At 70.1% G+C, this 21,488-nt stretch carries 21 protein-coding genes; 8 read left to right on the top strand and 13 right to left on the bottom strand.

Annotated features, from left to right (window positions below; all coding sequences use genetic code 11):
* Window positions 1-146 precede the first annotated feature (146 nt).
* Complete coding sequence (locus ACQR50_RS17720; RefSeq protein WP_428969310.1) at window positions 147-1,616, top strand: M23 family metallopeptidase; 1,470 nt, start codon at window positions 147-149, stop codon at window positions 1,614-1,616.
* 43 nt (window positions 1,617-1,659) lie between these two features.
* Here the strand turns inward: ACQR50_RS17720 and ACQR50_RS17715 are convergent, their stop codons facing one another.
* The 5 genes from ACQR50_RS17715 to ACQR50_RS17695 all read right to left on the bottom strand — a co-directional run bounded on the left by ACQR50_RS17715 (window position 1,660) and on the right by ACQR50_RS17695 (window position 7,453).
* Window positions 1,660-3,297 carry an ATP-binding protein gene (locus ACQR50_RS17715; RefSeq protein WP_428969309.1) on the bottom strand — a complete coding sequence of 546 codons (1,638 nt, stop codon included), beginning with the start codon at window positions 3,295-3,297 and terminating at the stop codon, window positions 1,660-1,662.
* 69 nt (window positions 3,298-3,366) lie between these two features.
* Window positions 3,367-4,086, bottom strand: coding sequence for a TIGR02186 family protein (locus ACQR50_RS17710; protein WP_221238927.1), 720 nt, complete (start codon window positions 4,084-4,086; stop codon window positions 3,367-3,369).
* 53 nt (window positions 4,087-4,139) lie between these two features.
* Window positions 4,140-5,054, bottom strand: a complete 915-nt coding sequence (locus ACQR50_RS17705) for a sulfite exporter TauE/SafE family protein (RefSeq protein WP_428969308.1) — start codon at window positions 5,052-5,054, stop codon at window positions 4,140-4,142.
* 45 nt (window positions 5,055-5,099) lie between these two features.
* A complete protein-coding gene (locus ACQR50_RS17700) occupies window positions 5,100-6,077 on the bottom strand; it encodes a hypothetical protein (RefSeq protein WP_428969307.1) in 978 nt (325 codons plus the stop codon).
* The gene (locus ACQR50_RS17695) at window positions 6,074-7,453 is read right to left on the bottom strand and encodes a glycosyl transferase family protein (protein WP_428969306.1); all 1,380 of its coding nucleotides are present in this window, start codon (window positions 7,451-7,453) and stop codon (window positions 6,074-6,076) included. Before ACQR50_RS17695 ends, ACQR50_RS17700 begins: the two co-directional genes overlap by 4 nt.
* Before the next feature lie 202 nt (window positions 7,454-7,655).
* On the opposite strand from ACQR50_RS17695, the gene ACQR50_RS17690 reads away from it, so the two are divergent.
* Window positions 7,656-8,855 (top strand): MFS transporter, encoded by a 1,200-nt coding sequence (locus ACQR50_RS17690; protein WP_428969305.1) that lies wholly within the window; start codon window positions 7,656-7,658, stop codon window positions 8,853-8,855.
* Here the strand turns inward: ACQR50_RS17690 and ACQR50_RS17685 are convergent.
* From ACQR50_RS17685 to ACQR50_RS17660, 6 genes are all read right to left on the bottom strand, one after another.
* The gene (locus ACQR50_RS17685; protein ID WP_428969304.1) at window positions 8,809-10,032 is read right to left on the bottom strand and encodes a dipeptidase; all 1,224 of its coding nucleotides are present in this window, start codon (window positions 10,030-10,032) and stop codon (window positions 8,809-8,811) included. The genes ACQR50_RS17690 and ACQR50_RS17685 overlap by 47 nt on opposite strands.
* Window positions 10,026-10,304, bottom strand: coding sequence for an acylphosphatase (locus tag ACQR50_RS17680; protein WP_428969303.1), 279 nt, complete (start codon window positions 10,302-10,304; stop codon window positions 10,026-10,028). Before ACQR50_RS17680 ends, ACQR50_RS17685 begins: the two co-directional genes overlap by 7 nt.
* A 67-nt stretch (window positions 10,305-10,371) precedes the next feature.
* The gene (locus tag ACQR50_RS17675) at window positions 10,372-10,995 is read right to left on the bottom strand and encodes a MarC family protein (RefSeq protein ID WP_428969302.1); all 624 of its coding nucleotides are present in this window, start codon (window positions 10,993-10,995) and stop codon (window positions 10,372-10,374) included.
* Window positions 10,996-10,999: 4 nt separating this feature from the next.
* A complete protein-coding gene (gene folD, locus ACQR50_RS17670) occupies window positions 11,000-11,878 on the bottom strand; it encodes a bifunctional methylenetetrahydrofolate dehydrogenase/methenyltetrahydrofolate cyclohydrolase FolD (RefSeq protein ID WP_428969301.1) in 879 nt (292 codons plus the stop codon).
* Window positions 11,875-12,177, bottom strand: a complete 303-nt coding sequence (locus ACQR50_RS17665; protein WP_428969300.1) for a DUF167 domain-containing protein — start codon at window positions 12,175-12,177, stop codon at window positions 11,875-11,877. Before ACQR50_RS17665 ends, folD begins: the two co-directional genes overlap by 4 nt.
* Complete coding sequence (locus ACQR50_RS17660; RefSeq protein WP_056438920.1) at window positions 12,177-12,488, bottom strand: YggT family protein; 312 nt, start codon at window positions 12,486-12,488, stop codon at window positions 12,177-12,179. Before ACQR50_RS17660 ends, ACQR50_RS17665 begins: the two co-directional genes overlap by 1 nt.
* Before the next feature lie 121 nt (window positions 12,489-12,609).
* Here ACQR50_RS17660 and ACQR50_RS17655 point away from each other — a divergent pair, with 121 nt between their 5' ends.
* The gene (locus tag ACQR50_RS17655; RefSeq protein ID WP_428969299.1) at window positions 12,610-14,454 is read left to right on the top strand and encodes an AsmA family protein; all 1,845 of its coding nucleotides are present in this window, start codon (window positions 12,610-12,612) and stop codon (window positions 14,452-14,454) included.
* A 37-nt stretch (window positions 14,455-14,491) separates the two neighbouring features.
* Here the strand turns inward: ACQR50_RS17655 and ACQR50_RS17650 are convergent, their stop codons facing one another.
* Window positions 14,492-15,469 (bottom strand): NAD(P)H-dependent glycerol-3-phosphate dehydrogenase, encoded by a 978-nt coding sequence (locus tag ACQR50_RS17650; RefSeq protein ID WP_428969298.1) that lies wholly within the window; start codon window positions 15,467-15,469, stop codon window positions 14,492-14,494.
* Window positions 15,466-16,491, bottom strand: coding sequence for a tRNA (adenosine(37)-N6)-threonylcarbamoyltransferase complex transferase subunit TsaD (gene tsaD / locus ACQR50_RS17645; RefSeq protein WP_428969297.1), 1,026 nt, complete (start codon window positions 16,489-16,491; stop codon window positions 15,466-15,468). Before tsaD ends, ACQR50_RS17650 begins: the two co-directional genes overlap by 4 nt.
* A gap of 65 nt (window positions 16,492-16,556) precedes the next feature.
* Here tsaD and hemC point away from each other — a divergent pair, with 65 nt between their 5' ends.
* The 5 genes from hemC (at window position 16,557) to ACQR50_RS17620 (ending at window position 21,416) form a co-directional block, all read left to right on the top strand.
* On the top strand, window positions 16,557-17,468 hold the full coding sequence (gene hemC, locus ACQR50_RS17640) for a hydroxymethylbilane synthase (protein WP_056438929.1): 912 nt from the start codon (window positions 16,557-16,559) through the stop codon (window positions 17,466-17,468).
* 4 nt (window positions 17,469-17,472) lie between these two features.
* Entirely contained in the window at window positions 17,473-18,156 is a 684-nt protein-coding gene (locus ACQR50_RS17635) for a uroporphyrinogen-III synthase (RefSeq protein WP_428969296.1), read from the top strand.
* Entirely contained in the window at window positions 18,153-19,112 is a 960-nt protein-coding gene (locus tag ACQR50_RS17630) for a hypothetical protein (protein ID WP_428969295.1), read from the top strand. The genes ACQR50_RS17635 and ACQR50_RS17630 overlap by 4 nt, the downstream gene beginning before the upstream one ends.
* Before the next feature lie 139 nt (window positions 19,113-19,251).
* The gene (locus ACQR50_RS17625) at window positions 19,252-20,817 is read left to right on the top strand and encodes an ATP-binding protein (RefSeq protein ID WP_428969294.1); all 1,566 of its coding nucleotides are present in this window, start codon (window positions 19,252-19,254) and stop codon (window positions 20,815-20,817) included.
* Window positions 20,817-21,416, top strand: coding sequence for a response regulator transcription factor (locus tag ACQR50_RS17620; protein ID WP_428969293.1), 600 nt, complete (start codon window positions 20,817-20,819; stop codon window positions 21,414-21,416). The genes ACQR50_RS17625 and ACQR50_RS17620 overlap by 1 nt, the downstream gene beginning before the upstream one ends.
* Window positions 21,417-21,488 lie beyond the last annotated feature (72 nt).

The following is a 21,488-nucleotide window of genomic DNA, read 5'->3' as shown; positions in this document are numbered from 1 at the left end:
CCGGTCCGGCCACGTCTTGCCGCAGCATCGGGGCGGCGGGACGCAGCGGCTTTGACTTTGCACGCTGCTGCCCACACCGCAAAATCCTGTGCGCCGGGGGGGATCGGCGACGCTGTCGACGATTTCACGGAAACGCAACGCCTCTCATGTTCCTTGCCACCGACGAAGCCCTGATCCTGTCCGGGGGAACCGCCACGCGCCCCATCGGCCGCGTGGCCCCGCCGCCCATGGGACGCCTCGCGCGGTGGCGCGCCGCCGCCCGCGAGATCGACTGGGTGCCCGATCTGGGAACACAGATCGGCAGCCGCGACTGGTGGCGGGGGCTGGCGACCTGTTCGGCGCTCTGTGCCGCGACCATCGCCATGGCACCGGGCTTTCACCGTCCCATCGTCGGGCAGGCCCCCGCACCCCTGACCGGCGAGGCGCGAAGCCATGAACGGGCGCAGGCCATCGCACCGCTGGCGCTGGGTGCGGACAGCGGGCAACGGCTGGCCGCCAACGAACTCGTCATGCATCTGGCCGAAGCGCCCGAGCGGCCGATGATGGAATTGTCCGCCACCATCGGTTCGGGCGACCGTCTCGACCGCGTGCTGCAACGCGCGGGCGTGTCCCGGGACCAGGCGCGCGCCGCCGCCGCCCTGATCGAGCCGGTGACGGAGGGCAAGGCGATCCCGTCGGGCACGCGCATCGCGCTGATCCTGGGACGGCGACCGAGCCGATCGGTCGCGCGACCGCTGGAGACGATGAAGCTGCGCGCGCGCTTCGACCTGGCGGTCACGCTGACCCGCACGCCGCAGGGGTTCGAGATGACGCAGGCGCCGATCGCGATCGACCGCACGCCGCTCCGCCTGCAAGGACTGGCGGGATCGAGCCTGTACCGATCGGTCCGCGCGGCGGGGGCCCCCGCCAAGGTGGTCGAGGCCTATATCAAGGCGCTGGCGTCGCGCATGTCGGTCGGCCGCGACGTGAAGCGTTCGGACAGTTTCGACCTGATCATCGAGCGCGAGCGCGCCGCGACCGGGGAGACCCGGCTCGGCAAGCTGCTGCTCGCCGGGCTCGATCATGGCGGACGCAAGGTGCAGCTGGCGCGGCTGGCCGATGACGAGGACGGCCAATGGTATGACGTGAACGGCCAGAGCGAAAAGCGCGGTGCGATGGGGATGCCGGTCGCCGGGCGCGTGACCTCGTCCTATGGCAAGCGGGTCCACCCGATCCTGGGCCTGATGCGGATGCACAAGGGCACCGATATCGGTGCGCCCTATGGCACGCCGATCCATGCGATGATGGACGGGGTCGTCCAGTTCGCCGGTCGCTCGGGCGGATACGGCAATTTCGTCAAGCTGGCGCATTCGGGCGGGGTCGCCAGCGGCTATGGCCATATGAGCCGCTTCGCCGTCCGTTCGGGCGCGCATGTAAAACAGGGGCAGGTGATCGGCTATGTCGGCTCGACCGGCATGTCGACCGGCCCGCACCTCCACTGGGAAGTGTGGAAGAACGGCGCGGTGGTGAACCCGCGCACGCTGAAGCTGGCGAGCATGGCGGTGCTGTCGGGTGCGAAGCTGCGCAGCTTCCGCCGCGAGGTACAGGCGCTGCTGGCGGTCAAGCCCGGGCGCTGAACGCCCCCCTTCGCTCAGGCTGAACGGAGAGGGGAAGGGTGAGCTATTTCCCCGCCGCGCGCCAGCGGCCGACCGTCTCGGTCAGCACCCGGTTGCCCCCCGACGGGTTCGCCCAGAGCGCGGTGATCGTCATGTCGCTGGACGCCGGGCATTTGTCCTCGGCCAGATTGTCCAGGCTGGCGCGCATCGGGAAGCTGACGGCCTCGCCGCACAGGATCGCCTCGCGGTTGCGCAGCGCCGAAATGGTGTCGAGCAGGCCGCGCCCGCCCTCGGGCATCGCCGAGCGCACCATCGCCTGATCGCGCTCGTTGTTCAGACGCATCGCGATGATGGTGCCGCATTGCGACAGCACGCCTTCGGCCAGGTCGGACGGGCGCTGCGTCACTAGGCCCAGCGAGACGCCATATTTGCGTCCCTCCTTGGCGATGCGCGACAGGATGCGGCCGACCGCCGACGTCTGTTCGGCCTGCGCGGGGATGTAGCGATGCGCCTCCTCGCAGACCATCAGGACGGGGCGACGCTCGGCGGGATGGGTCCAGATCGCATGGTCGAAGATCATCCGCGCCAGCACCGCGACGACGCTGCTGGTCACGTCCGACGGCACGCCGGAGACGTCGATGATCGAGATCGGCCGCCCGTCCCCCGGCATCCGCAGGATGCGCGCGAGGAAGTCGGTCATCGTATCGGCGACCAGCATGCCTGAGAACATGAAGGCATAGCGGGGATCGCTCTTGATCTCCTCGATCTTGGACTTGATCCGCTGATAGGGGGCGATGTCGCCGACCCGCTCCAGCTTGCTCATTTCCTGGCCCAGCTGCGCGGTCAGGTCGGACAGCAGATAGGGGATGGGCGTGTCGACGGTGACGCGCGGCAGCTCGGCGGCGGCGCGGTTGCGCATGCGCGCGGCGAGCAGGCACTTGGCGAGGACATCGGCGTCGTGCTGGCGCTGTTCGCCGCTGGCCGAGAGCAGGATCTCGCAATGCTCGGCGAAGTTCATCAGCCAATAGGGCATGCGCAGATTGCCGACGTCATGGATGCTGCCGGTGTCGCGAAAGGCACGGGCATATTCGCCATGCGGGTCGATCATGACGATATGGCCCAGCGGCGCGCGCTCGCAGATGCGATGCAGGATCATTGCCGTCGCGGTGGACTTGCCGGTGCCGGTCGACCCCAGGATGGCGAAATGCCGCCCCAACAATGCGTCGACCGCCAGCGTCGCGGGTACGGTGCGGGCGGGGTGGACGGTGCCGATCGTCACCGTCGTCTGGGCACGGTTGAGGTGGATGCCCGCCAGCTCGTCATTGGTGATCGCATGGATCGTCGCGCCGGGCATGGGATAGGAGGTGACGCCGCGCCGAAAGCCGTACAGCGCGCCCGTCTCGGGCTGGCGCATCCCTTCCCCCATCAGGTCGATCTCGGTCGTCAGCGCGGCGGCGTCGCTGGCGGGGTCGAGCGCGAGCGAGCGGATCGTGCCGATGATCCAGCGGTCGCCGCGCTTGACCTTGACCGGCATCGCCACCTGTCCGGCAGCGGCCAGCACCGGATCGGCGGCCTCCGCCAGCGCAGCCACCGCCTGGCGGTCGAGCACGATCCGCCCCGATGATCCGGCGATGGCGAGCAGCCAGCCGATGACCGGCGTATCGATTGCGGCATGGGAATCGGCGGACGGATGGGAGGACATGGGGAGGCGCCGTCATCTGGAATGGGAGGATGCCGACACTAGGATGGAAATCTTAAGATTTCCCGATTCTTATACCCGCCGGGCGATCCAGCCCGCGGTCCAGCCGAGCAGGATCGACAGCGCCACCGCCGTCAGGCCGTAGGGGATGGCCGCGCGGTCGGCGGCACGTGCCACGAAACGCTCGAACCCCGATTTGCGGATATCGATGTCGCGCACGGCGGCGGCCAGCACGCGGCCGTCGCGGATCAGGAAGGTCTCGGCGGTGAAGCGCCCCACCGGCACGCGCGCAGGGATGGTGACGCGGGCGCGGTAGAGCACGTCGTCGGTGATCTCGACGGCGCGTGGCGCCTCGACATACAGGCCGCTGCGGCGGCGTTGGTCGACCAGCCCCTGCTGGAACCGCGCCTGGACATTGGCGGGCGCGGCGGAGGCGGGCGAGAGTTGCAGGCTGTCGAGCCCGAGTTCGTAGATGGCGCGGGTGCGATCATCGACGATCCGCTCGATGGGACGCGACGAGGCGATGGCGTAGAAGGACGGCGCCGACTGATAGCGCAGGCGCCCGGCATTGACCCAGAGACCGGCGATCTTCTCCTTCTCGCGGATCAGGATCGACTGGGTCGGCCCCTTGACCACGACGACGATGTCGGTCGGCCGGTCGTCGCTGGGCGGGCGGCCGCCGGGATAGAGGATCGCGCCGAACAGCAGCAGTTCCGCGCCGGTGAAGCTGTAGGCGATCTGGATATCGCGCTGCGACACGTCGGGGACCAGCACCGGCTTGGCCTGCGCCATCAACAGCGGCGACAGCAGTGCCAGCGTGACGGCGGCGCGTCTCACAGGGCGCGTCACAGGGGCTGCACCGTGAAGATTTCCTCGGGCCGCCACACCAGCCCCAGGAGGATGCGCAAGCCCACCAGCAGGACGATGACCGCCAGCGCGAGGCGCAGATATTCGGGCTTGGCATTGGTGGCGAGCTTCGCGCCGACCTGTGCCCCCGTCACCGATCCGATCAGGAGCAGCCCGGCCAGCACGATATCGACGGCCTTGGTGGTCGTGGCATGGACCATCGTCGCGGCTGCGGTGACGAACAATGTCTGGAACAGCGAGGTGCCGAGCACGACATTGGTCGCCATGCCCAGGATATAGATCATCGCCGGGACCAGAATGAACCCGCCGCCGACGCCCAGCAGGATGGTCAGGATGCCGGTGAAGAATCCCAGCATCAGCGGGGCGAGCGGCGAGATGTACAGGCCCGAGGCATAGAAACGGGTGCGGAAGGGCAGGGCTGCGACCAGCGGATGATGCCGCCGCCGTGCCGCTTTTTGCGGCCGCCCGCGCCGCTGCGCCAGGATCGCCCCGGCCGCCTCGCGCGCCATGACCGATCCGATCCACCCCAACATCAGCACATAGACGATGGCGATGACCGTATCGATCTGCCCGCTCGCCTGGAGGAGGCGGAAGATCCAGGCGCCCGCGAACGATCCGACGATGCCGCCCGCGACCAGCACGCCGCCCATCTTCACGTCCACCCCGCCGCGCCGCCAATGCGCCGACACGCCCGAGACGCTGGCCCCCGTCACCTGGCTGGCGGCCGAGGCGGCGGCGACGGTCGGCGGAATGCCGTAGACGATCAACAGCGGCGTGGTCAGGAACCCGCCGCCGACCCCGAACATCCCCGACAACAGGCCCACACCCGCCCCCAGCGCGATGATGACGAGCGCATTGACCGACAGGTTGGCGATCGGAAGATAGAGGTCCACGGCCGCGTTATAGACGCGCCCGCCTTTCCGAACAGTGTCGAAGCGTCAGAAATCGCCCGCCAGCGTCAGTGCGGGGCCGGAATCGGGAGCGGCGCGCCCCGCCACCCGCTGCCGCCAGTCGAGCGACAGGCGAACGCGGCGATCCGCGACGGGCAGGGCGATGCCCAAGGTCGGCCCGATATCCAGACGCTGCGCATTCCGCTGCGCCCCGCCCCATAGCGCCAGCCCCAGGTCGAGGGCGGGCGTCAGCGGCGTGCTGGCCCGAACCGCACCGTCCGCGAAGGGCTCGATCCGCGCGCGGGCCACCGCCCCGGCCTGGGCATAGCCGGTCAGGACGATGCCGGGGGCGACGGAACGGGGACCGATCCCGCCCACGACCAGCGCGGCGGGCGCATCCTGTCCGGCATCGAGCGCCAGCCGCTGTTCGACCAGCAAGCGTATCGGCACATGGCGAAGCGGTCGCCAATCGACCCCGACCGCCATCTCGCGACCGATTCCCTCCGCGGGCGCGGACAGGCGCAGGCTGGCGGCCACGTCGCCCCGCGAATCGAGTCTCCGCAACAGGCGGATGCCGCCTTGCGTCCCGCCCAGTTGGCCACCGGGCAGCAGCGTCTGGCCGCCTTCGCGAATGACGGCCCATAGGCTGGCGCTCCACCGTCGCGGCGGGGCGGGAGGTGTGGGCAAAGCGACACGCGGCAACAGCGGTGGGACGGACGGTGCCGATGCCGTGATCGACATGTCCGAGATCGGTGCTTGCGCGGCGGGGGTCGGGGAGGATCGAGCGGGACCCTGAACCGAGGGCGTCGATCGCGGTGCATGCGTAATCCCGAATCGTGCGAGCCGTGTCTCGGGTTGATGCCGGGCCGGATCATGAGTCGCGATCAGGGCCGCGCGCGGCGCGGTACGCTTGACGGGCGTCATCGTCCTCTCGACGGCCGGGTGGGAGGGCAGCAGAAAGGCGATGCGGCCCAGCGTCCACAGCCCGACGACGCCGCCCAGGAATCGCAAGGGGCGTCCGCTCATGACTGCGGCGACAGGTCGGGAAAGTGGTGGCTCGTCTTGTCCCAGGCGGGCACGCCGCCGCGCAGCACATGGATATAACGGATCAGGGCGCGGGGGATCGCCGCCAGCGCCACGAAATTGCCGATGACGAATCGCGGCAACGACCAGAGGGCTTCGCGCCAGCCATAGGCGCGGCCGGTGAACGTCATGCGGACGGCCAGCCGCCATGCCAGCAGCAGCGCGTTGACCCCGAACAGGATGCGAAGACCCGGATCGACCGGCGGCAGGGGCGTGCCGGCGATCCAGTGGATCGACACGGCCAGCGCATCGGCGGTCATGCCCAGATAGGCCGCCGCCAGCACCAGCATCGCGATCGGCCCCCGCCGATCGCGTAAGCGCCACCAATGATCCCCCATCGCCAATGCCCGCCCCCAACCGGTGCGATCCCAGCCGATCAGCGCGATACCGGTCATCCACCGGGCCTTTTGCCGAACGGCGGCCACCAGGGTCGCCGGGAAATAGGCACGGACCGCCACCACGCCGCCCCGCGTCCCGTCCGCGACCCGCGCGAACAGTCCCTCGCCGCCCAGCTCGGCGATGCGCAGGCCCAGTTCGTAATCCTCGGTCAGGCTGGTCGCATCGAACGGATCGCCCCCGCGCGACGCGGCGATTCGGCCCAGCATGGCTGGCGACAGCGCGCAGCCGGTGCCCGCCAGCGGCATGCCCGCCCCGATCCAGGTGCGGACGACCAGCTGCTTGATGTGGCTTTCGGCGAACTCGTCGGCATAGTGGCCGGACACCAGGCGCGATCCCGGTACGACCAGCGGCAGGACCGGCAACTGCACCACCGCCCGCTCCTCGATCAGCGAGTCGAAGACCGCCAGCTCGTCCGGATGCACGACATCCTCGGCATCGTGCAGGACGATCGCCTTTGCCCGAAACCCCTCTACCGCGATGTCGTGCTGGAGTGCGTGCCAAAGCGTGTTGAGGCAATCGGCCTTGGTGGTCGGGCCATCGCGCGCGCCGATGACCAGACGGACCCGGTCGTCGCGTTCGGCCATATCGGCCGCCGCCGCGATGGTGGCCGGGTCATTGGGGTAAAGCCCGACATAGATACGATAATCGGGATGCCGGAAACGCGCGAGCGCGGTGGACAGCATCGCGCCGATCACCGCGGCCTCGTCCCAGGCCGGGGTGAAGACGATCATGCGTCCCGGCTGTTCGGGTCGGGGCAGCGCATAGCTGCGGATCGGCGTGGCGGGGCCCTTTATCAGTCGTCGTATGACATAGAGCAGATCGACCAGAAGATCATCCAGGCCCCCGACCAACAATCCGACGGCCGCGAACAACAACAGTTCCCGCGCGACGACTTCGACGATCGTCGTGACCTCCCCCATTCGGCTTCCCCCGTTGCCGATGATCATTGTGCCTGTCCGAAATGGGGCAATCAATAGCGGCGTGATTGGCCATTTTGGCTTGAGTGCCTCTGCGGTTAAGGCGTGTGTTTCGCTTTTTATCCCGCGAAATCAGTGTGTCGGACCGGCGGGTGGTTGCACCTTCTGCTGCGGTGCAACATATGGGGTCGCGAAAGGATTTCCCATGGCCCGGACATTTCCCCCCGGCATCGTCCATACCGCGCTGGCGGTGGGCGGCTTTGCGATCGGCACGACCGAATTCGCCGCGATGAGCCTGGAGCCCGATCTGGCGCGCGGCCTCGGCATCGATGCGCCGACGGCGGGACATGTCATCAGCGCCTATGCGCTGGGCGTGGTGGTGGGCGCGCCGCTGCTGGCGGTGCTGTCGGCCAAGCTGGCGCGGCGCACGCTGCTGATCGCGTTGATGCTGATGTTCGCATTGGGCAACGGCCTGTCGGCGATGGCGCCCGATTATCACTGGATGCTGTTCTTCCGCTTCCTCAGCGGGCTGCCGCACGGCGCCTATTTCGGGATCGCGGCGCTGGTCGCGGCCTCGCTCGTCCCGGAGTCGCGGCGGACGGTGGCGGTCGGACGGATCATGTTGGGCCTGACGGTCGCGACCGTGATCGGCGTGCCGCTGGCGCAGATGCTGGGGCAATGGCTCAACTGGCGCTGGGTGTTCGGCGTCGTCGCGGCGCTGGCGCTGCTGACCGCGACGCTGGTCGCCATCGCCGCGCCGCACGACCGGCCCGACGAGGGCGCGAGCATCCGTCGCGAACTCGACGCGCTGAGCAAGGGGCAGGTCTGGCTGACGCTCGCCATCGGGGCGATCGGCTTTGGCGGCATGTTTGCGGTCTATACCTATCTGGCGGCGACGCTGACCGAAGTGACGGGCGCGTCGACCGCGATGATCCCGCTGGTGCTGGCGGTGTTCGGGCTGGGCATGACGATCGGCAATATCGTGGTCCCGCGTTTCGCCGACCGCGCACTGATGCCGACCGCCGGGGGCTTGCTGCTCTGGTCGGCGGCGATGCTGGCGCTCTATCCGCTGGCGGCGGGCAGCCTGTGGACGATCCTGCCCATCGTCTTTGCGATCGGGCTGGGCGGGGCATTGGGCACCGTGCTCCAGACGCGTCTGATGGACGTGGCGGGTGAGGGGCAGGGGCTCGCGGCCGCGCTCAACCATTCGGCGTTCAACACGGCCAATGCCATCGGTCCCTGGGCGGGCGGGCTGGCCATCGCCAACGGGTTGGGGTGGACCTCGACCGGCTATGTCGGATGCGGGCTGGCGCTGGGCGGGTTCGTGATCTGGCTGATCGCGATGCGTTTCGGTGGGACTAGCGCGCCAGCGGATCGATCGAATCGCCCGGTGCTGTCGCACTGAGGCTTTGCGCCACCGCCTCGACCCGTTCCATCACGCGCAGGATATTGCCGCTGGTCAGGGCCATCAGGTCCGCATCGCTCCAACCGCGCCGGACCAGTTCGGCCAGCACCAGCGGATAGCCGTCCACCCCGGTCATCCCCTCCGGCCCGGTGCCGTTGATCCCGTCATAATCGCCGCCAAGGCCCACCGCCCCGCGTCCCGCCACGCGGGCGATATGCTCGATATGATCGGCGACCATCGCCGCCGTCACGCGCGGGGCGGGGTGGCTGGCGTCCCAGGCAATCAACGGCGCTGGCGCGCGCGGGCCATAGATGTTGGCGACCACGCCGACCGACTTGGCATAGGCGGTGCGGCCGGCATCCCAGGCCCGCCATTCGCTCGACAGGAAGGCGGGATAGCAATTGACCATCACCACCCCGCCGCCCGCGCCGATCCGGCGGAGCAGCGCGTCGGGAATGTTGCGCGGCGCATCCGCCAAGGCGCGGGCATCGGAGTGTGAGGCGATGACGGGCGCCCGGCTGGTCTCCAGCACCGCCGCCATCGTCGCGTCGGAGACATGCGCGACATCGACGATCATGCCGATCCGGTTCATCTCGGCCACCACCGCGCGGCCAAAGGGGCTGAGCCCGTTGGCGATGGGGGCATCGGTCGAGGAATCGGCCCAGGCCATGCTGCGGCCATGGGTCAGCGTCAGATAGGCGACGCCCAGCGCCTTGTACTGGCGCAACACCGACAAGCGCCCGTCGATCTGATGCCCGCCCTCGACCCCGATCAGCGAGGCAACCCCGCCCGCGCGCGCGACCCGGCGGACATCTTCGGCGGTGCGCGCCATCGTGAGCCGGGCCGGATGGGCGGCGACCAGGCGGTGGACACGGTCGATCTGTTCCAGCGTCATTTCGACCGCGCGCGGGCCGGTGACATCGGCGGGAATCCAGACCGACCAGAATTGCCCGCCGACCCCGCCGCGTTCGAGGCGGGGCAGATCGGTCTGAAGCGGATGGGGCAGGGCGGCGGTGCCGGTCGCGAGCGAGGGAGACTCGGGCGAAAGGTCGGAGTCCCGCAACTCCCAGGGCAGATCGTTATGCCCGTCGACGATCGGCGCGCGGGCCAGGACCGACTCGACCCGCCGCGTGATGGCCGGATCGGCGGCCTGGGCGAGGAGTAGGGCGATCAGCATGTCGGCCGCTGCTCGAATCGGGTCAGCATGGGGTCGATGACCTGCACGATCGTCTCGACCCGATCGACTCGCGCAGCGGGCGGTCCTGATTCGGCTTCGGCCACGATCCGTGCCACCGCGTCCTCCGGCCCCTGCACCACCGCCTCGACCGTGCCGTCCATACGGTTGCGAACCCAGCCGGTCAGCCCCGAGGCCGTCGCGCGTCCGAGGAGCCAGTAACGATATCCGACGCCCTGGACGCGCCCGGTGATGCGAAGATGACGACCGATCATGCCCGCGAGTGTCGCGCGGGACTGTGGGAAAGGGAAGGTCCCGATCCTCCCGGCATGGGGAGGGGGATCATTTCAGGCTGGCGGTCACCCCGTCGATCACGAACTGAACCGCCAGCGCGGCGAGCAGCACGCCCAGCACGCGGGTGATCACCGCCTCGATCTTGGCGCCCAGCAGCCGCATCAACGGCCCCGCCGCCAGCAGCGCGATCAGGGTCAGCAGCAGGATCGACACCATCGCGCCCAGCACCACGATCGAGGCCTGGAGCCCCGAATTGCGGCTCATCAACAGCATGACGGTCGCGATCGAACCCGGCCCGGCGATCATCGGCATCGCCATGGGGAAGATCGATACATCCTCCGCCTCGTGCGGATCGTCCGCGACCTTGGCCGCGCGGTCCTCGCGGCGCTGGGTACGCTTCTCGAACACCATCTCCAGCGCGATCAGGAACAGCATGATGCCGCCCGCGATGCGGAACGCCGCCATCTCGATGCCCAGGCCATGCAGCAGCGCCTCGCCGAACAGGGCGAAGACGAACAGGATGACCGAGGCGACCATGACCGCACGGATCGCCATCGCGCGGCGATGCTGCGGCGTCGCCCCCGCCGAGAGGCCCGCATAAATGGGCGCGCAACCCGGCGGATCGATCACCACGAAGAAGGTGATCAGCGAGGAGATATAGAGTTCGAGCACGGCCTTACAGCGCCGTCTGGTCGATCGCGACGCCCTCGCGCCGTCCCGCCGAGACCAGGGTGTTGCGCAGCAGGACCGCGATCGTCATCGGCCCGACGCCGCCCGGCACCGGGGTGATCGCGCCCGCACGCTGCGCCGCCGTGTCATATTCGACATCGCCGACCAGACCCGTCTCGGTGCGGTTGATGCCGACGTCGATGACGCTCGCGCCGGGCTTGATCCACGCGCCCTTGACTAGGCCGGGAACACCCACCGCCGCCACGACGATATCGGCGCGACCGATCACCTCGGCGAGATTACGGGTGCGGCTGTGCGCGACCGTCACGGTGCAGCTTTCGCCGAGCAGCAGCTGCGCCATCGGCTTGCCGACGATGTTGGAGCGGCCGACGACCACCGCATCCATGCCCGACAGGCTGGGGTGAATGCTCTTGAGCAGCATCAGGCAACCGAGCGGGGTGCAGGGCACGAAGCCCTCGCTGCCCGTCGCCAGCCGTCCGGCGTTGACGGGGTGGAAACCGTCGACGTCCTTGTCGGGATCGATCGCCTGGATCACCGCCTGCGCGTCGATCTGGCCCGGCAGCGGCAACTGGACGAGGATGCCGTCGACGGTCGGGTCTTGGTTGAGCTGCTCAACGAGCGCCAGCAACGTCGCCTGGTCGGTATCGACGGGCAGGCGGTGCTCGATGCTCTCCATGCCCGCCTCGCGCGTCGCCTTGCCCTTGGAGCGGACATAGACGCTGGAGGCGGGGTCCTCGCCGACCAGCACGACCGCCAGGCCGGGCGCGCGGCCTGCCTGTTCGCGAAACGTGGCTACCTGGGTGGCGATGCGGGTGCGGAGGCCGGCGGCGAACGCCTTGCCGTCGATGATCGTGGCGCTAGTCATGGCCGATCGCCATAAAGCGCCTGGGCGATACGCGCCAGTATGTGCGGGTCTCCGGCGACATGCAGACGCTTCAATCGCGCCGTATCACCCGCGACGATGCTGACCGCGCGCTTGGGCACCCCGAAATGCTTGGCGACCAGCGGGATCAGCGCCGCATTGGCCGCGCCGTCGACCGGCGGTGCCGACAGGCGCGCGGCGAAATGCTCTTCCGTGCCCGCACTCAGCGCATCGCGACCGCCACGCGGTGTGACCCGGACCGCGATCCGGATACCGTCATCGCAGGGGCCCCAGGCGGGCATCAGCCGACGACGACCGCGCCCCCGTACATCGCATTGGCGATCGCGGTGTCCAGGATCTTGCCCAGGATGATGACCGCCAGCAGCACGACCATCGGCGACAGGTCGAGCGCGCCGAAATCGGGCAGGATGCGCCGGATCGGGCGATAGAGCGGATCGGTCATCTTCTGCAGCGCGTACCAGACCGACCGGATGAAATCATTCGAGGTGTTGATGACGTTGAACGCGATCAGCCAGGACAGGATCGCCTGCACGATGATGATCCACCAGACGACATTGAGCAGAATCTGAAGGATCTGAAGGATGAGGACCAACGTGAGGGCTCCCGAATACGGATTTCGCCATATCTAGGGTAGGACGCGCGTCGGGGCAATAATCGTGCGTGGCGATCCTGACGCAGGCGGAACGAAGCCCCCGGTCGCGCGTCCCATCATCATGATACAGGATAGGGGATGGCCGCGCTGGACGCGGGGCGTGGTGGCGCTGCTGATCGGGTTGCCCCTGCTTTTCCTCCTGATCCTGGCGGTGTTTCCCTGGGGGCTCCTGCGCGACGCGGTATGTCGCGCGGCGACCGAGCGGTTCGGGCGGCCGGTGACGATCGGGTCGGTCCACCGGGTCGACGGCATCGGCTTTCATCCGACCATCGCGGTCGAAGACCTGAAGATTCCGCAGGCCGGTTGGGCCGGTCGGGGTGATTTCGCGGCGGTGAAGCGGGCGGAAATCCGCTTTTCGGTCTGGCCGTTGCTGCGCGGTGCTTTCGTCCCGGAGGATATCCGCGTGTCCGGGCTTCGCCTGGCGCTGGTCCGCGACAAGCAGGGCCGCACCAACTGGTCACGCCCCGGCGAACCCGAGGAAGGCGGCAGCGCGACCGATCTGCAGGGGCTGACCGTCACCGATGGCGTGGTCAGCTACCGCGACGCCAAGGAGGATCGGCAGGCGGTGCTGAAGGTCGCCGCCGACCCGGATCGCGGCGTGCGGGCCGAGGGTGAGGGCAGGGTGCGCGGTGCGCCCGTCCGCATCGCCTTTGCCGGCGCGGCGGTGAAGCCCGGCCGCTGGCCCTTCACCGCCGACATCACCGGCGAGCAGCTGGTGATGAAGGCGGTCGGCACGATGGATCGGCCACTCGACACCGATGCGATGACGCTGGACCTGACGGCGAAGGCCGACGACCTAAAGCGGATCGATGCGGTGATCGAGGCGGGGCTGTTCCAGACCCGGCCGGTCCAGCTGACCGCGCATGTCCGCCACGAACGCCCGCGCTGGACGATCACCGATCTGAAGGGACGCATCGGCCGTTCCGACCTGACCGGGCGGCTGACCGTCGACAAGAAAGAAGGCCGCACGCGGCTGGACGGCGAGGTGACGGCGGGGCAGCTCGATTTCGACGATCTGTCCTCGGCGCAAGGGCGTGCCGAGGCCGCCGCGCTCGAACGCCGGATCGGACCGCGACTGGTGCCCAATACGCGGATCGATATCGGCAAGATCGACACGACCGACGGCACGATCCGCTTCAAGGTCGGCCGGGTGGTCAGCGCACAAGGTCCCTCACCGATCACCGGGCTGGCCGGGCGGATGACGATGGACCATCAGTTGCTGACCATCGGCGACATCCGCATGTCCTTGCGCGAAGGCGTGGTGACGGGCCAGGCGGTGATCGACCAGCGGAACGGGGCGAAGGTGCCGAAACTTTCGGTCGACCTGCGGCTGCGCGGGGCGAGCGTGTTGTCGCTGTCGGGCGAGACACGGATCACCGGCCATGTCGGCGCGCGCGCGAAGCTGGTGGGCGTGGGAGAGACGGTGCGCGCGGCGATCGGGCGCGCGGATGGCCGTATCGGGCTGGTCGTCGCCAACGGGACCTTGCCCGATCGTTATGCGACGGCGCTGGGCTTCGACGCGGGCGCGGCATTCATGGGCGACAGCGGCAAGGCGACCCTGCGCTGCCTGGTGCTGGGGGTGGACATGACGAACGGCACGGGCCGCGCCGATCCGCTGATCGTCGACACCTCGCGCAGTCGGCTGGACGGGACGGGGACGGTCCATTTCCCCGACGAACGACTGGCGCTGCGGCTGATCGGCGCGCCGAAACAGGGGGCGACGCTGAGGCTGGCGGGCGCGGCGACGGTAACGGGCACGCTGCAAAAGCCCGATCTGGTAATCCCGAAGGAGGTGAAGTCGGTCGGCAATATCTTCAAGTCGATCGGCCGCGCGATCACCGGCGATACCGGGCCGAAGGCGCAGAATGCGGCCTGCGGGGCGCTGGCGCGGCAGGTGTTGCGGTAATTGCCCCCAATCTCCGTTCCGCGGAACGGAGCAGGGGTCAGTTGCCCTCGGCTTTCAACGGCCGCGCGAGCAGGGCCCCGATCACCTCACCCACGGCCGCGCCCTCCAGCAACCGGCACACCGCCTCGCACACCGGCATGTCCACACCGGCCTCCGCCGCCGCCTGTCGCAGCACGGGCGCGGTGAACGCCCCTTCCGCCACGGTCCGCCGGTCGGCCAGCAGCTCGGCGGCGGACCGCCCCTGCCCCAGCCCGACGCCCAGCGAGAAATTGCGCGAGGCGGTCGACGAACAGGTCAGCACCAGGTCGCCCAGCCCCGAAAGGCCCGCCAGCGTCTCCGCCCGGCCGCCGCGCGCGAGGCCAAACCGCGTCATCTCGGCAAAGCCGCGTGCGATCAGCGCGGCGCGGGCATTCTGGCCCAGCCCCGCGCCCTCCACCACGCCGCAACCGATGGCGAGCACATTCTTGATCGCGCCGCCGATTTCCGCGCCCGTCACGTCGTCGGTGGCATAGGGCCGGAAATGCGGCGCCGCGAGGCGCGCGGACAGGGCCTTGCGCAGCTCCGGTTCCTCGCACGCCAGCGTCACCGCCGTCGGCAGCCCCGCCGCCACCTCATGCGCGAAGGTCGGGCCGGACAGCACCGCGATCGGCGCGTCCGGGTGGATTGCCCGCGCAACCTCGCCGACCAGCCGCCGGGTTCCCGCCTCGATCCCCTTGGAGCACAGGACCAGCGGCTTGGACCCGACCGGCATCGTCGCCAGCACCGCGCCGACGGCCTGGGCGGGGGTGACGACCAGCAGTGCATCCATCTCGGCCATGGCGGCCGGATCGCTCACCGCCTCGATGCTCGGCGACAATGCGATGTTCGGCAGATAGAGCGGGTTGGCGTGTGTCGTGTTGATCGCCTCGGCCACCGCCGGATCGCGCGCCCAGAGCCGCACCGGCCGGTCGCCATGCGCCGCGACCTGTGCCAGCGCGGTGCCCCAGGCGCCCGCGCCGATCACCCCGATCCTCATGCCTTCACCCCCGCGCCGCGCACCGCTTCCGCCGCCGGATCGAGCGGCCAGCGCGCCCGTGCGGGCGTGTCGAGCGGATCGGTCAGCCCTTCGCGGAACCGCTCCACGCCCGCCCAGGCGATCATCGCGGCATTGTCGGTGCACAGCCAGAGCGGCGGCGCGACGAAGCGCAGGCCATGCTCGGCGGCGAGTGCCTCCAGCGCGCCCCGGATCACGCCGTTCGCGGCGACCCCGCCCGCGACGACCAGCGCGGTGACGGGCGGCACATCGGCCAGTGCACGGCGGGTGCGATCGAGCAGACAATCGACCACCGCCTGCTGGAATGAGGCGGCGATGTCCTCGGGCGAATGATGCCCGATCGCACGCGCCACCGCGCTCTTGAGCCCGGCAAAGGAGAAATGCGGCTCGGCCGAACCCTTGAGAGGCCGGGGCAGCGGCACGGCATGGGGGTTGCCCTCCCGCGCCGCCGCCTCGACACGCGGGCCGCCGGGATAGCCCAGGCCCAGCAGCTTGGCGGTCTTGTCGAACGCCTCTCCGGCCGCATCGTCGATGGTCGTCGCCATCCGGCGATAACGCCCAACGCCCTCGACCAGCAGCAGCTGGCAATGCCCGCCCGAGACGAGCAGCAGCAGGTACGGATAGGCCAGTTCGCGGTCCGACAGACGCGGCGACAGGGCATGGCCCTCCAGATGGTTGACCGCGATCAGCGGCTTGCCCGCCGCATGGGCCAGCGCCTTGCCGGTGACCAGCCCGACCATCACGCCGCCGATCAGCCCCGGCCCCGCCGTCGCCGCGATCGCATCGACATCGGCCAGCGTCACCCCCGCATCGGCAAAGGCGGCGGCGACCAGCGGCTCCATCGCCTCGACATGCGCGCGCGCGGCGATTTCGGGGACGACGCCGCCGAAGGGGGCGTGCGCCGCCTCCTGCCCGAGCAGCCGGTGTGCCAGCACGCGGCCGTCATCGGTGACAAGCGCGGCGGCGGTCTCGTCGCACGAGGATTCCAGTCCCAGGATCAGCATGACTTCCCCATACCCGTCCGTTGCCAACTTGTCGAAGGGGGGCTTGATGCGGCAAAGGCGGACACATGGTTCGTTTCCGGCTCGGTACGCGCGGTTCGCCGCTGGCCCTCACCCAGGCGCATATGGTGCGCGCGGCGCTGGCCAACGCGCAGGGGTGGAGCGAGGACGCGGTTCAGATCGTGCCGATCAAGACCACCGGCGACCGGGTGCAGGACCGCGCGCTGGCCGAGATCGGCGGCAAGGCGCTGTGGACCAAGGAACTGGACCGCGCGCTGTACGACCGCGAGATCGACGCCTCGGTCCATTCGATGAAGGATGTCGAGACGATCCGGCCCGACTGGCTGCATATCGCCGCGATGCTGCCGCGCGCCGATGTCCGCGACCGGCTGATCGGCGCGGAGACCATTGCCGAGCTGCGCCCCGGTGCGGTGATCGGCACCAGCAGCCCGCGCCGCCGCGCGCAGATGCTGTCGCACCGGCCCGACCTGACCATCACCCTGCTGCGCGGCAATGTCGACACACGCCTGGCCGCCGTCGCGAACGGCGATGTCGACGCGACGTTGCTCGCCGCCGCCGGGCTCGACCGGCTGGGGCGCGCGGTCGGCCAGCCTGTGCCCACCGACCAGATGCTGCCTGCGCCTGCGCAAGGGGCGGTCGGGATCGAGACGCGCGCCGACGATGCCGCCGCGACCATGTTGATCGCCTCGATCGACCATGCCGAGACCCATGCCTGCGTGATGGCCGAGCGTGCGCTGCTCGCCGCCTTGCAGGCCGATTGCCACAGCCCGGTCGCGGCGCTCGCTTCGCTGGCGGGCGAGATGCTGACCCTGCGCGCCGAATTGCTGGCCGAGGACGGATCGTCGCGGGTCAGCGGCTGGGTCGAGGGGGCGCTTGACGAGGAACTGGGCGCGCGGCTGGCGGTCGATCTGCTCGAACGCGCGGCCCCCGAAGTGCGCCGCCTGTTCGCCGGGGGCTGAGCCCGTGGCGGTCGTCGTCGTCCGGCCCGAACCCGGCCATGGCGCGACGATCGCCGCCCTGCACGCGGCGGGGCTGGAGGCCATGTCGCTGCCGCTGTTCGCGGCGCGTACGGTCGCGTGGACGGCGCCTGCGGCCGAGACGTTCGATGCGCTGCTCTTCACCAGTGCCCAGGGCGTCCGGTTGGCCGGATCGACGCTCGATCCGTTGCGCCGCAAGCCGGTGATCGCGGTCGGCCCCGCCACCGCCGCCGCCGCCCGCGAGGCCGGGCTGTCGGTGGTGCTGACCGGTGCGCAGGATGCCGCGTCGGTCGTCGCCCAGGCGCGGATGCAGGGATATGCGCGGCTGCTTCATCTGGCGGGGCGTGATCGGGTCGAGACGGGGGCGATGACCTGCATCGTCTATGCCGCCGATCCCGTGGCGGTGGAGGTGTCCGCGATCCACGCCCTGGCGGGGCAGATCGTGCTCCTTCACTCCGCCCGCGCCGCCGCGCGACTGGCCGAGTTGGCCGGGCAGGCGGGCCTGCCCCGCGCCGCCGTCTCGCTGGTGGCGATCAGCGCCAAGACGGCGGCGGCGGCGGGCCCGGGCTGGCAGGCGCTCGTCATCGCCACGGCCCCGCGCGACGATGCCATGGTGGCGGCCGCGCAGGCGTTGACCCGAGCCGCCGCCACGGGGATAAGCGGGGCATGAACAATTTCGCGCCTTCCGACCGACCGCCGACGCGCGGCCCCCGAAAGGGCGCGATCATCGCGCTGGTCCTGATCGCCTTTGTCGCCGGAATCCTGCTGATGGCCTATGCCATGCGCAACCTGCCCTGGTTCAACAGCAATGGCGCCGCGACGCAAGCCGTCACCGCCAAGCCCGGCGGCACCGGCGGCACGGTCAAGGAAGCGCCGCGCACCGATCCCATGGCGCTGGCCACGCGCGAGGCGCAATTGGCCGCGCAACTCGCCGCGCTGGAGACGCGCGCCGCGACGCTGTCCACCGACGCCACGGCGGCGGGCGCGCAGGCGGGCCGCGCCGAGTCGATCCTGGTCGCCGCCGCCGTGCGCCGTGCGGTCGATCGCGGCCAGCCGCTCGGCTATCTGGAGGAGCAGCTTCGCACCCGCTTCGGCACCAGCGAGCCGCGCGCCGTCTCCGTCCTGATCGTCACCGCGCGCCAGCCGGTGACGCTGGAGACGCTGCGCCAGGGGCTCGATACGCTGGCCCCCGATCTGGTCGTCAGCGGCGGCAATGGCTGGTGGGAAGGGCTTCGCCAGGAACTGGCGCGCCTGATCGTCATCCGAGAGGCCAATGCCCCCTCGACCAACCCGACCGACCGACTGGCGCGGGCGCGCCGCCTGCTCGACGGCGGACAGGTCGATGCCGCCCGGGCCGAGGTCGCGCGCCTGCCCGGTGCCGCCGCCGCGCAAGGCTGGCAACAGGCCGCCTTTAGCTATGTCCGCGCGCGCCAAGCGCTCGACCTGATCGAGAATGCCGCGCTCGTCACCCCGCCCGCGCCGCCCCCGCCCCCGGCACCGATCGTGACGACCCCGGTACCGGGCACTCCGCCAGCCGACACGGCCGACACCACCACGGCCCAGACGAACCCACAGGATAATCCACAGGCTTCTCCACAGACGGCGCCAGCCGCGCCGACCATCTAAAACACTGTCCATCCGGGAAATTCCCGGATGCCGATCGCCAGGCGCCCGGTACAGACAGATTGCGATGACGGCGCCGCTCAGTCCCTCTTTTGCTTCCCGGCCCGCTGCCCCTGAGCCTCTCGACACGCTCGGCCTGCGGATGTTCCGGCCCCGGCGGCAGGACTGGCCGGCGCTCGCCTTCTATGCGGTGGGGTTCGCCGTCCTGCACCGACTGGCGGCCTATTGGGGCGGCAGCGGTTTCTATTCGCTCTGGTTTCCGGCGGCCGGGCTGCGGCTCGCCTTGCTCTGGGGGCTGGGGCCTCGGCTGACCCCGGCGATCGCGCTGGTCGAGATCGCGGTCGACGTCATCCTGACCCCGGCGGTGCTGGAGGGCATGCCCTGGACGGTCGCGATCTGGGGCATTGCGCGCCCGGTGCTGGCTTACGGCGCGACGGTCGCGGCGATCGGCTGGCTGGCGGAGCGGCGGGGGGCGGCCTTGCTGACCGCGCCGATGCCGCTGGGGCTGGCGCTGGTGCTCGCCCCGCTGGCGGCGGCGTTGAGCGCGGTGCCGCAGGCGCTGACCAGCCCGGAGCTGACCGGCGTATCCAGCCCGCGCGAGGTGATCGTGTCGCTCGCCGCCTTTGCGGTCGGCGATCTGCTCGGCACGCTGTTCATCGCGCCGCCGCTCCTGTGGATCGCCGATGCGGTGTCGGGCCGGGCCTGTTGGCGCCGGCCGCTGCCCTCGCTGCTCGCGGCTGTGGAGACGGCGGGGGTATTGGGGCTGGGCATCGGCCTTGCCCGGCTGCTCGACCAGGCGGGGCTGGGGATGCAGCCCGCGCCGGTGCTGGTCGCGGTGGCGTGGATCGGGTTGCGTTTCGGGCGTGCCGCCGCCTGGGGCGCGCTGCTCGTCGTGGTGCTGCGCGTCCTGCCCGACACGGCGGGCGCGATGGACACGCCCGAGCGGTTGCAGCGGCACCTGGCGCTCGCGACCATCGTCGTCACCGGCTATCTGGCGGGCAGCTTCGCCGATGCGCAGGCCACCGCGCGCGCCATGCTGGAACGGCGCGACCGGCTGCTCTTTCAGGCCGAACGGCTGAAGACGCTGCGCGCCATGTCGGTGGCGGTGATCCATGAGGTCAGCCAGCCGCTGTCCACGCTGGCGATCGAGGCGCGCCACCTGCACCGGCTCACCGCCGGGCGGGGGGACGAGATCGCGGACGGTGCGGCGCTGATCGATCGCAAGGCGGAGCATCTGGCGACGCTGATCCGACGCCTGCGCCGGTTCGGCGGCCATGCCGAGGGCGCACCGCAGCCGCTGGCGCTGACCGCGCTGGTCGACATGGTGGCGACGCTGGCCCAGGCCGAGGCGCGCGAGGCAGGCGTCGCCCTCGTCATCAGCCCGGTCGATCCAAACTTGCAGGTGATGGCGCAGGAGGTCGAGCTGGCACAGGCCGTGATGAACCTCGTCCGCAATGCGGTGCAGGCCGCGCAGGGCGATGCCGCCCCCCATCCCGTCACGCTGGACGTCACCGCCGACGAGACCCAGGCCGTGATCCATGTCGTCAATCGCGCCTCCGCCCGGCCGGTCGCGCGTGACGGGATGGGGATCGGCACCCATGTCGCCCGCGCCATCGTCGAGGCGCATGGCGGCACCCTGACCCGGATGCATGGGCCGGACGGCATGGTCCATGCCGCGCTGTCGCTGCCCCTGATCGAGACCCGCTGATGCCCCTTCGTTCGCCCGATCCCGTGGCCCCCGCCACCGTGCATGTGCTGGACGACGATGCCGATCTGGGGGCGGCGGTCGCGCGGATGCTGACCCGGCAGGGTTTCGTCGCCAAGGCCTTTGACGATCCCGCCGCGCTGCTCGCCGCCTATCCCGGCCGGGCCGCCCATGCCGTCGTTACCGATGTGATGATGGGCGAGTGGCACGGCTTCGACTTTGCCGAGCGGCTGCGCGCGCTCGATGCCCATGTCGCCATCCTGTTCATGACCGCCTGGCCAAACACGGCCCATGCGGTCGATTCGGTTCGGCGGCATGGCGGCGTCGATTATCTGGACAAGCCGATCGACGAGGCGCGGCTGTGTGCGTCCTTGCGCGACGGCGTCGCCTGGTCGACCGCGAGGCGCGCGACCGCCCGGCGGCTGGGCGAGCTGTCGCCGCGCGAACGGCAGGTGTTCGACCTGATGGTGCAGGGCCATGGCAACAAGGCGATGGCCGGGCTGCTCGGCCTGTCGCCCAAGACGATCGAGGACCACCGGGCGGCGGTTTTCCAGAAGACCCAGACGCAGAGCGTGGCGCAGTTGATCGCACTCGCCCGCTAAATCCGCTTGCGGTGAAGCGAGGAGCCGGGCGCGGGCGGGGCGCGTTGACCGGGATCGATGCTGTCGGAGGTT

It is taken from the genome of Sphingomonas sp. Xoc002 (assembly GCF_050408055.1).
Classification (GTDB): Bacteria; Pseudomonadota; Alphaproteobacteria; order Sphingomonadales; family Sphingomonadaceae; genus Sphingomonas; species Sphingomonas yabuuchiae.
This window is presented reverse-complemented; position numbering and strand designations above follow the sequence as displayed.

What these genes read in the sequence shown, in the direction of transcription:
- ACQR50_RS17720 (WP_428969310.1), top strand. Translation starts at nt 147, where the DNA reads ATGTTCCTTGCCACCGACGAAGCCCTGATCCTGTCCGGGGGAACCGCC.
- ACQR50_RS17665 (WP_428969300.1), bottom strand. Translation starts at nt 12,177, where the DNA reads ATGCCCGCCTGGGGCCCCTGCGATGACGGTATCCGGATCGCGGTCCGG.
- ACQR50_RS17630 (WP_428969295.1), top strand. Translation starts at nt 18,153, where the DNA reads ATGAACAATTTCGCGCCTTCCGACCGACCGCCGACGCGCGGCCCCCGA.
- ACQR50_RS17690 (WP_428969305.1), top strand. Translation starts at nt 7,656, where the DNA reads ATGGCCCGGACATTTCCCCCCGGCATCGTCCATACCGCGCTGGCGGTG.
- ACQR50_RS17695 (WP_428969306.1), bottom strand. Translation starts at nt 7,453, where the DNA reads ATGGGGGAGGTCACGACGATCGTCGAAGTCGTCGCGCGGGAACTGTTG.
- tsaD (WP_428969297.1), bottom strand. Translation starts at nt 16,491, where the DNA reads ATGCTGATCCTGGGACTGGAATCCTCGTGCGACGAGACCGCCGCCGCG.
- ACQR50_RS17715 (WP_428969309.1), bottom strand. Translation starts at nt 3,297, where the DNA reads ATGTCCTCCCATCCGTCCGCCGATTCCCATGCCGCAATCGATACGCCG.
- ACQR50_RS17680 (WP_428969303.1), bottom strand. Translation starts at nt 10,304, where the DNA reads ATGATCGGTCGTCATCTTCGCATCACCGGGCGCGTCCAGGGCGTCGGA.
- ACQR50_RS17620 (WP_428969293.1), top strand. Translation starts at nt 20,817, where the DNA reads ATGCCCCTTCGTTCGCCCGATCCCGTGGCCCCCGCCACCGTGCATGTG.
- hemC (WP_056438929.1), top strand. Translation starts at nt 16,557, where the DNA reads ATGGTTCGTTTCCGGCTCGGTACGCGCGGTTCGCCGCTGGCCCTCACC.
- ACQR50_RS17700 (WP_428969307.1), bottom strand. Translation starts at nt 6,077, where the DNA reads ATGAGCGGACGCCCCTTGCGATTCCTGGGCGGCGTCGTCGGGCTGTGG.
- ACQR50_RS17655 (WP_428969299.1), top strand. Translation starts at nt 12,610, where the DNA reads ATGATACAGGATAGGGGATGGCCGCGCTGGACGCGGGGCGTGGTGGCG.
- ACQR50_RS17710 (WP_221238927.1), bottom strand. Translation starts at nt 4,086, where the DNA reads ATGGCGCAGGCCAAGCCGGTGCTGGTCCCCGACGTGTCGCAGCGCGAT.
- folD (WP_428969301.1), bottom strand. Translation starts at nt 11,878, where the DNA reads ATGACTAGCGCCACGATCATCGACGGCAAGGCGTTCGCCGCCGGCCTC.
- ACQR50_RS17685 (WP_428969304.1), bottom strand. Translation starts at nt 10,032, where the DNA reads ATGCTGATCGCCCTACTCCTCGCCCAGGCCGCCGATCCGGCCATCACG.
- ACQR50_RS17625 (WP_428969294.1), top strand. Translation starts at nt 19,252, where the DNA reads ATGTTCCGGCCCCGGCGGCAGGACTGGCCGGCGCTCGCCTTCTATGCG.
- ACQR50_RS17650 (WP_428969298.1), bottom strand. Translation starts at nt 15,469, where the DNA reads ATGAGGATCGGGGTGATCGGCGCGGGCGCCTGGGGCACCGCGCTGGCA.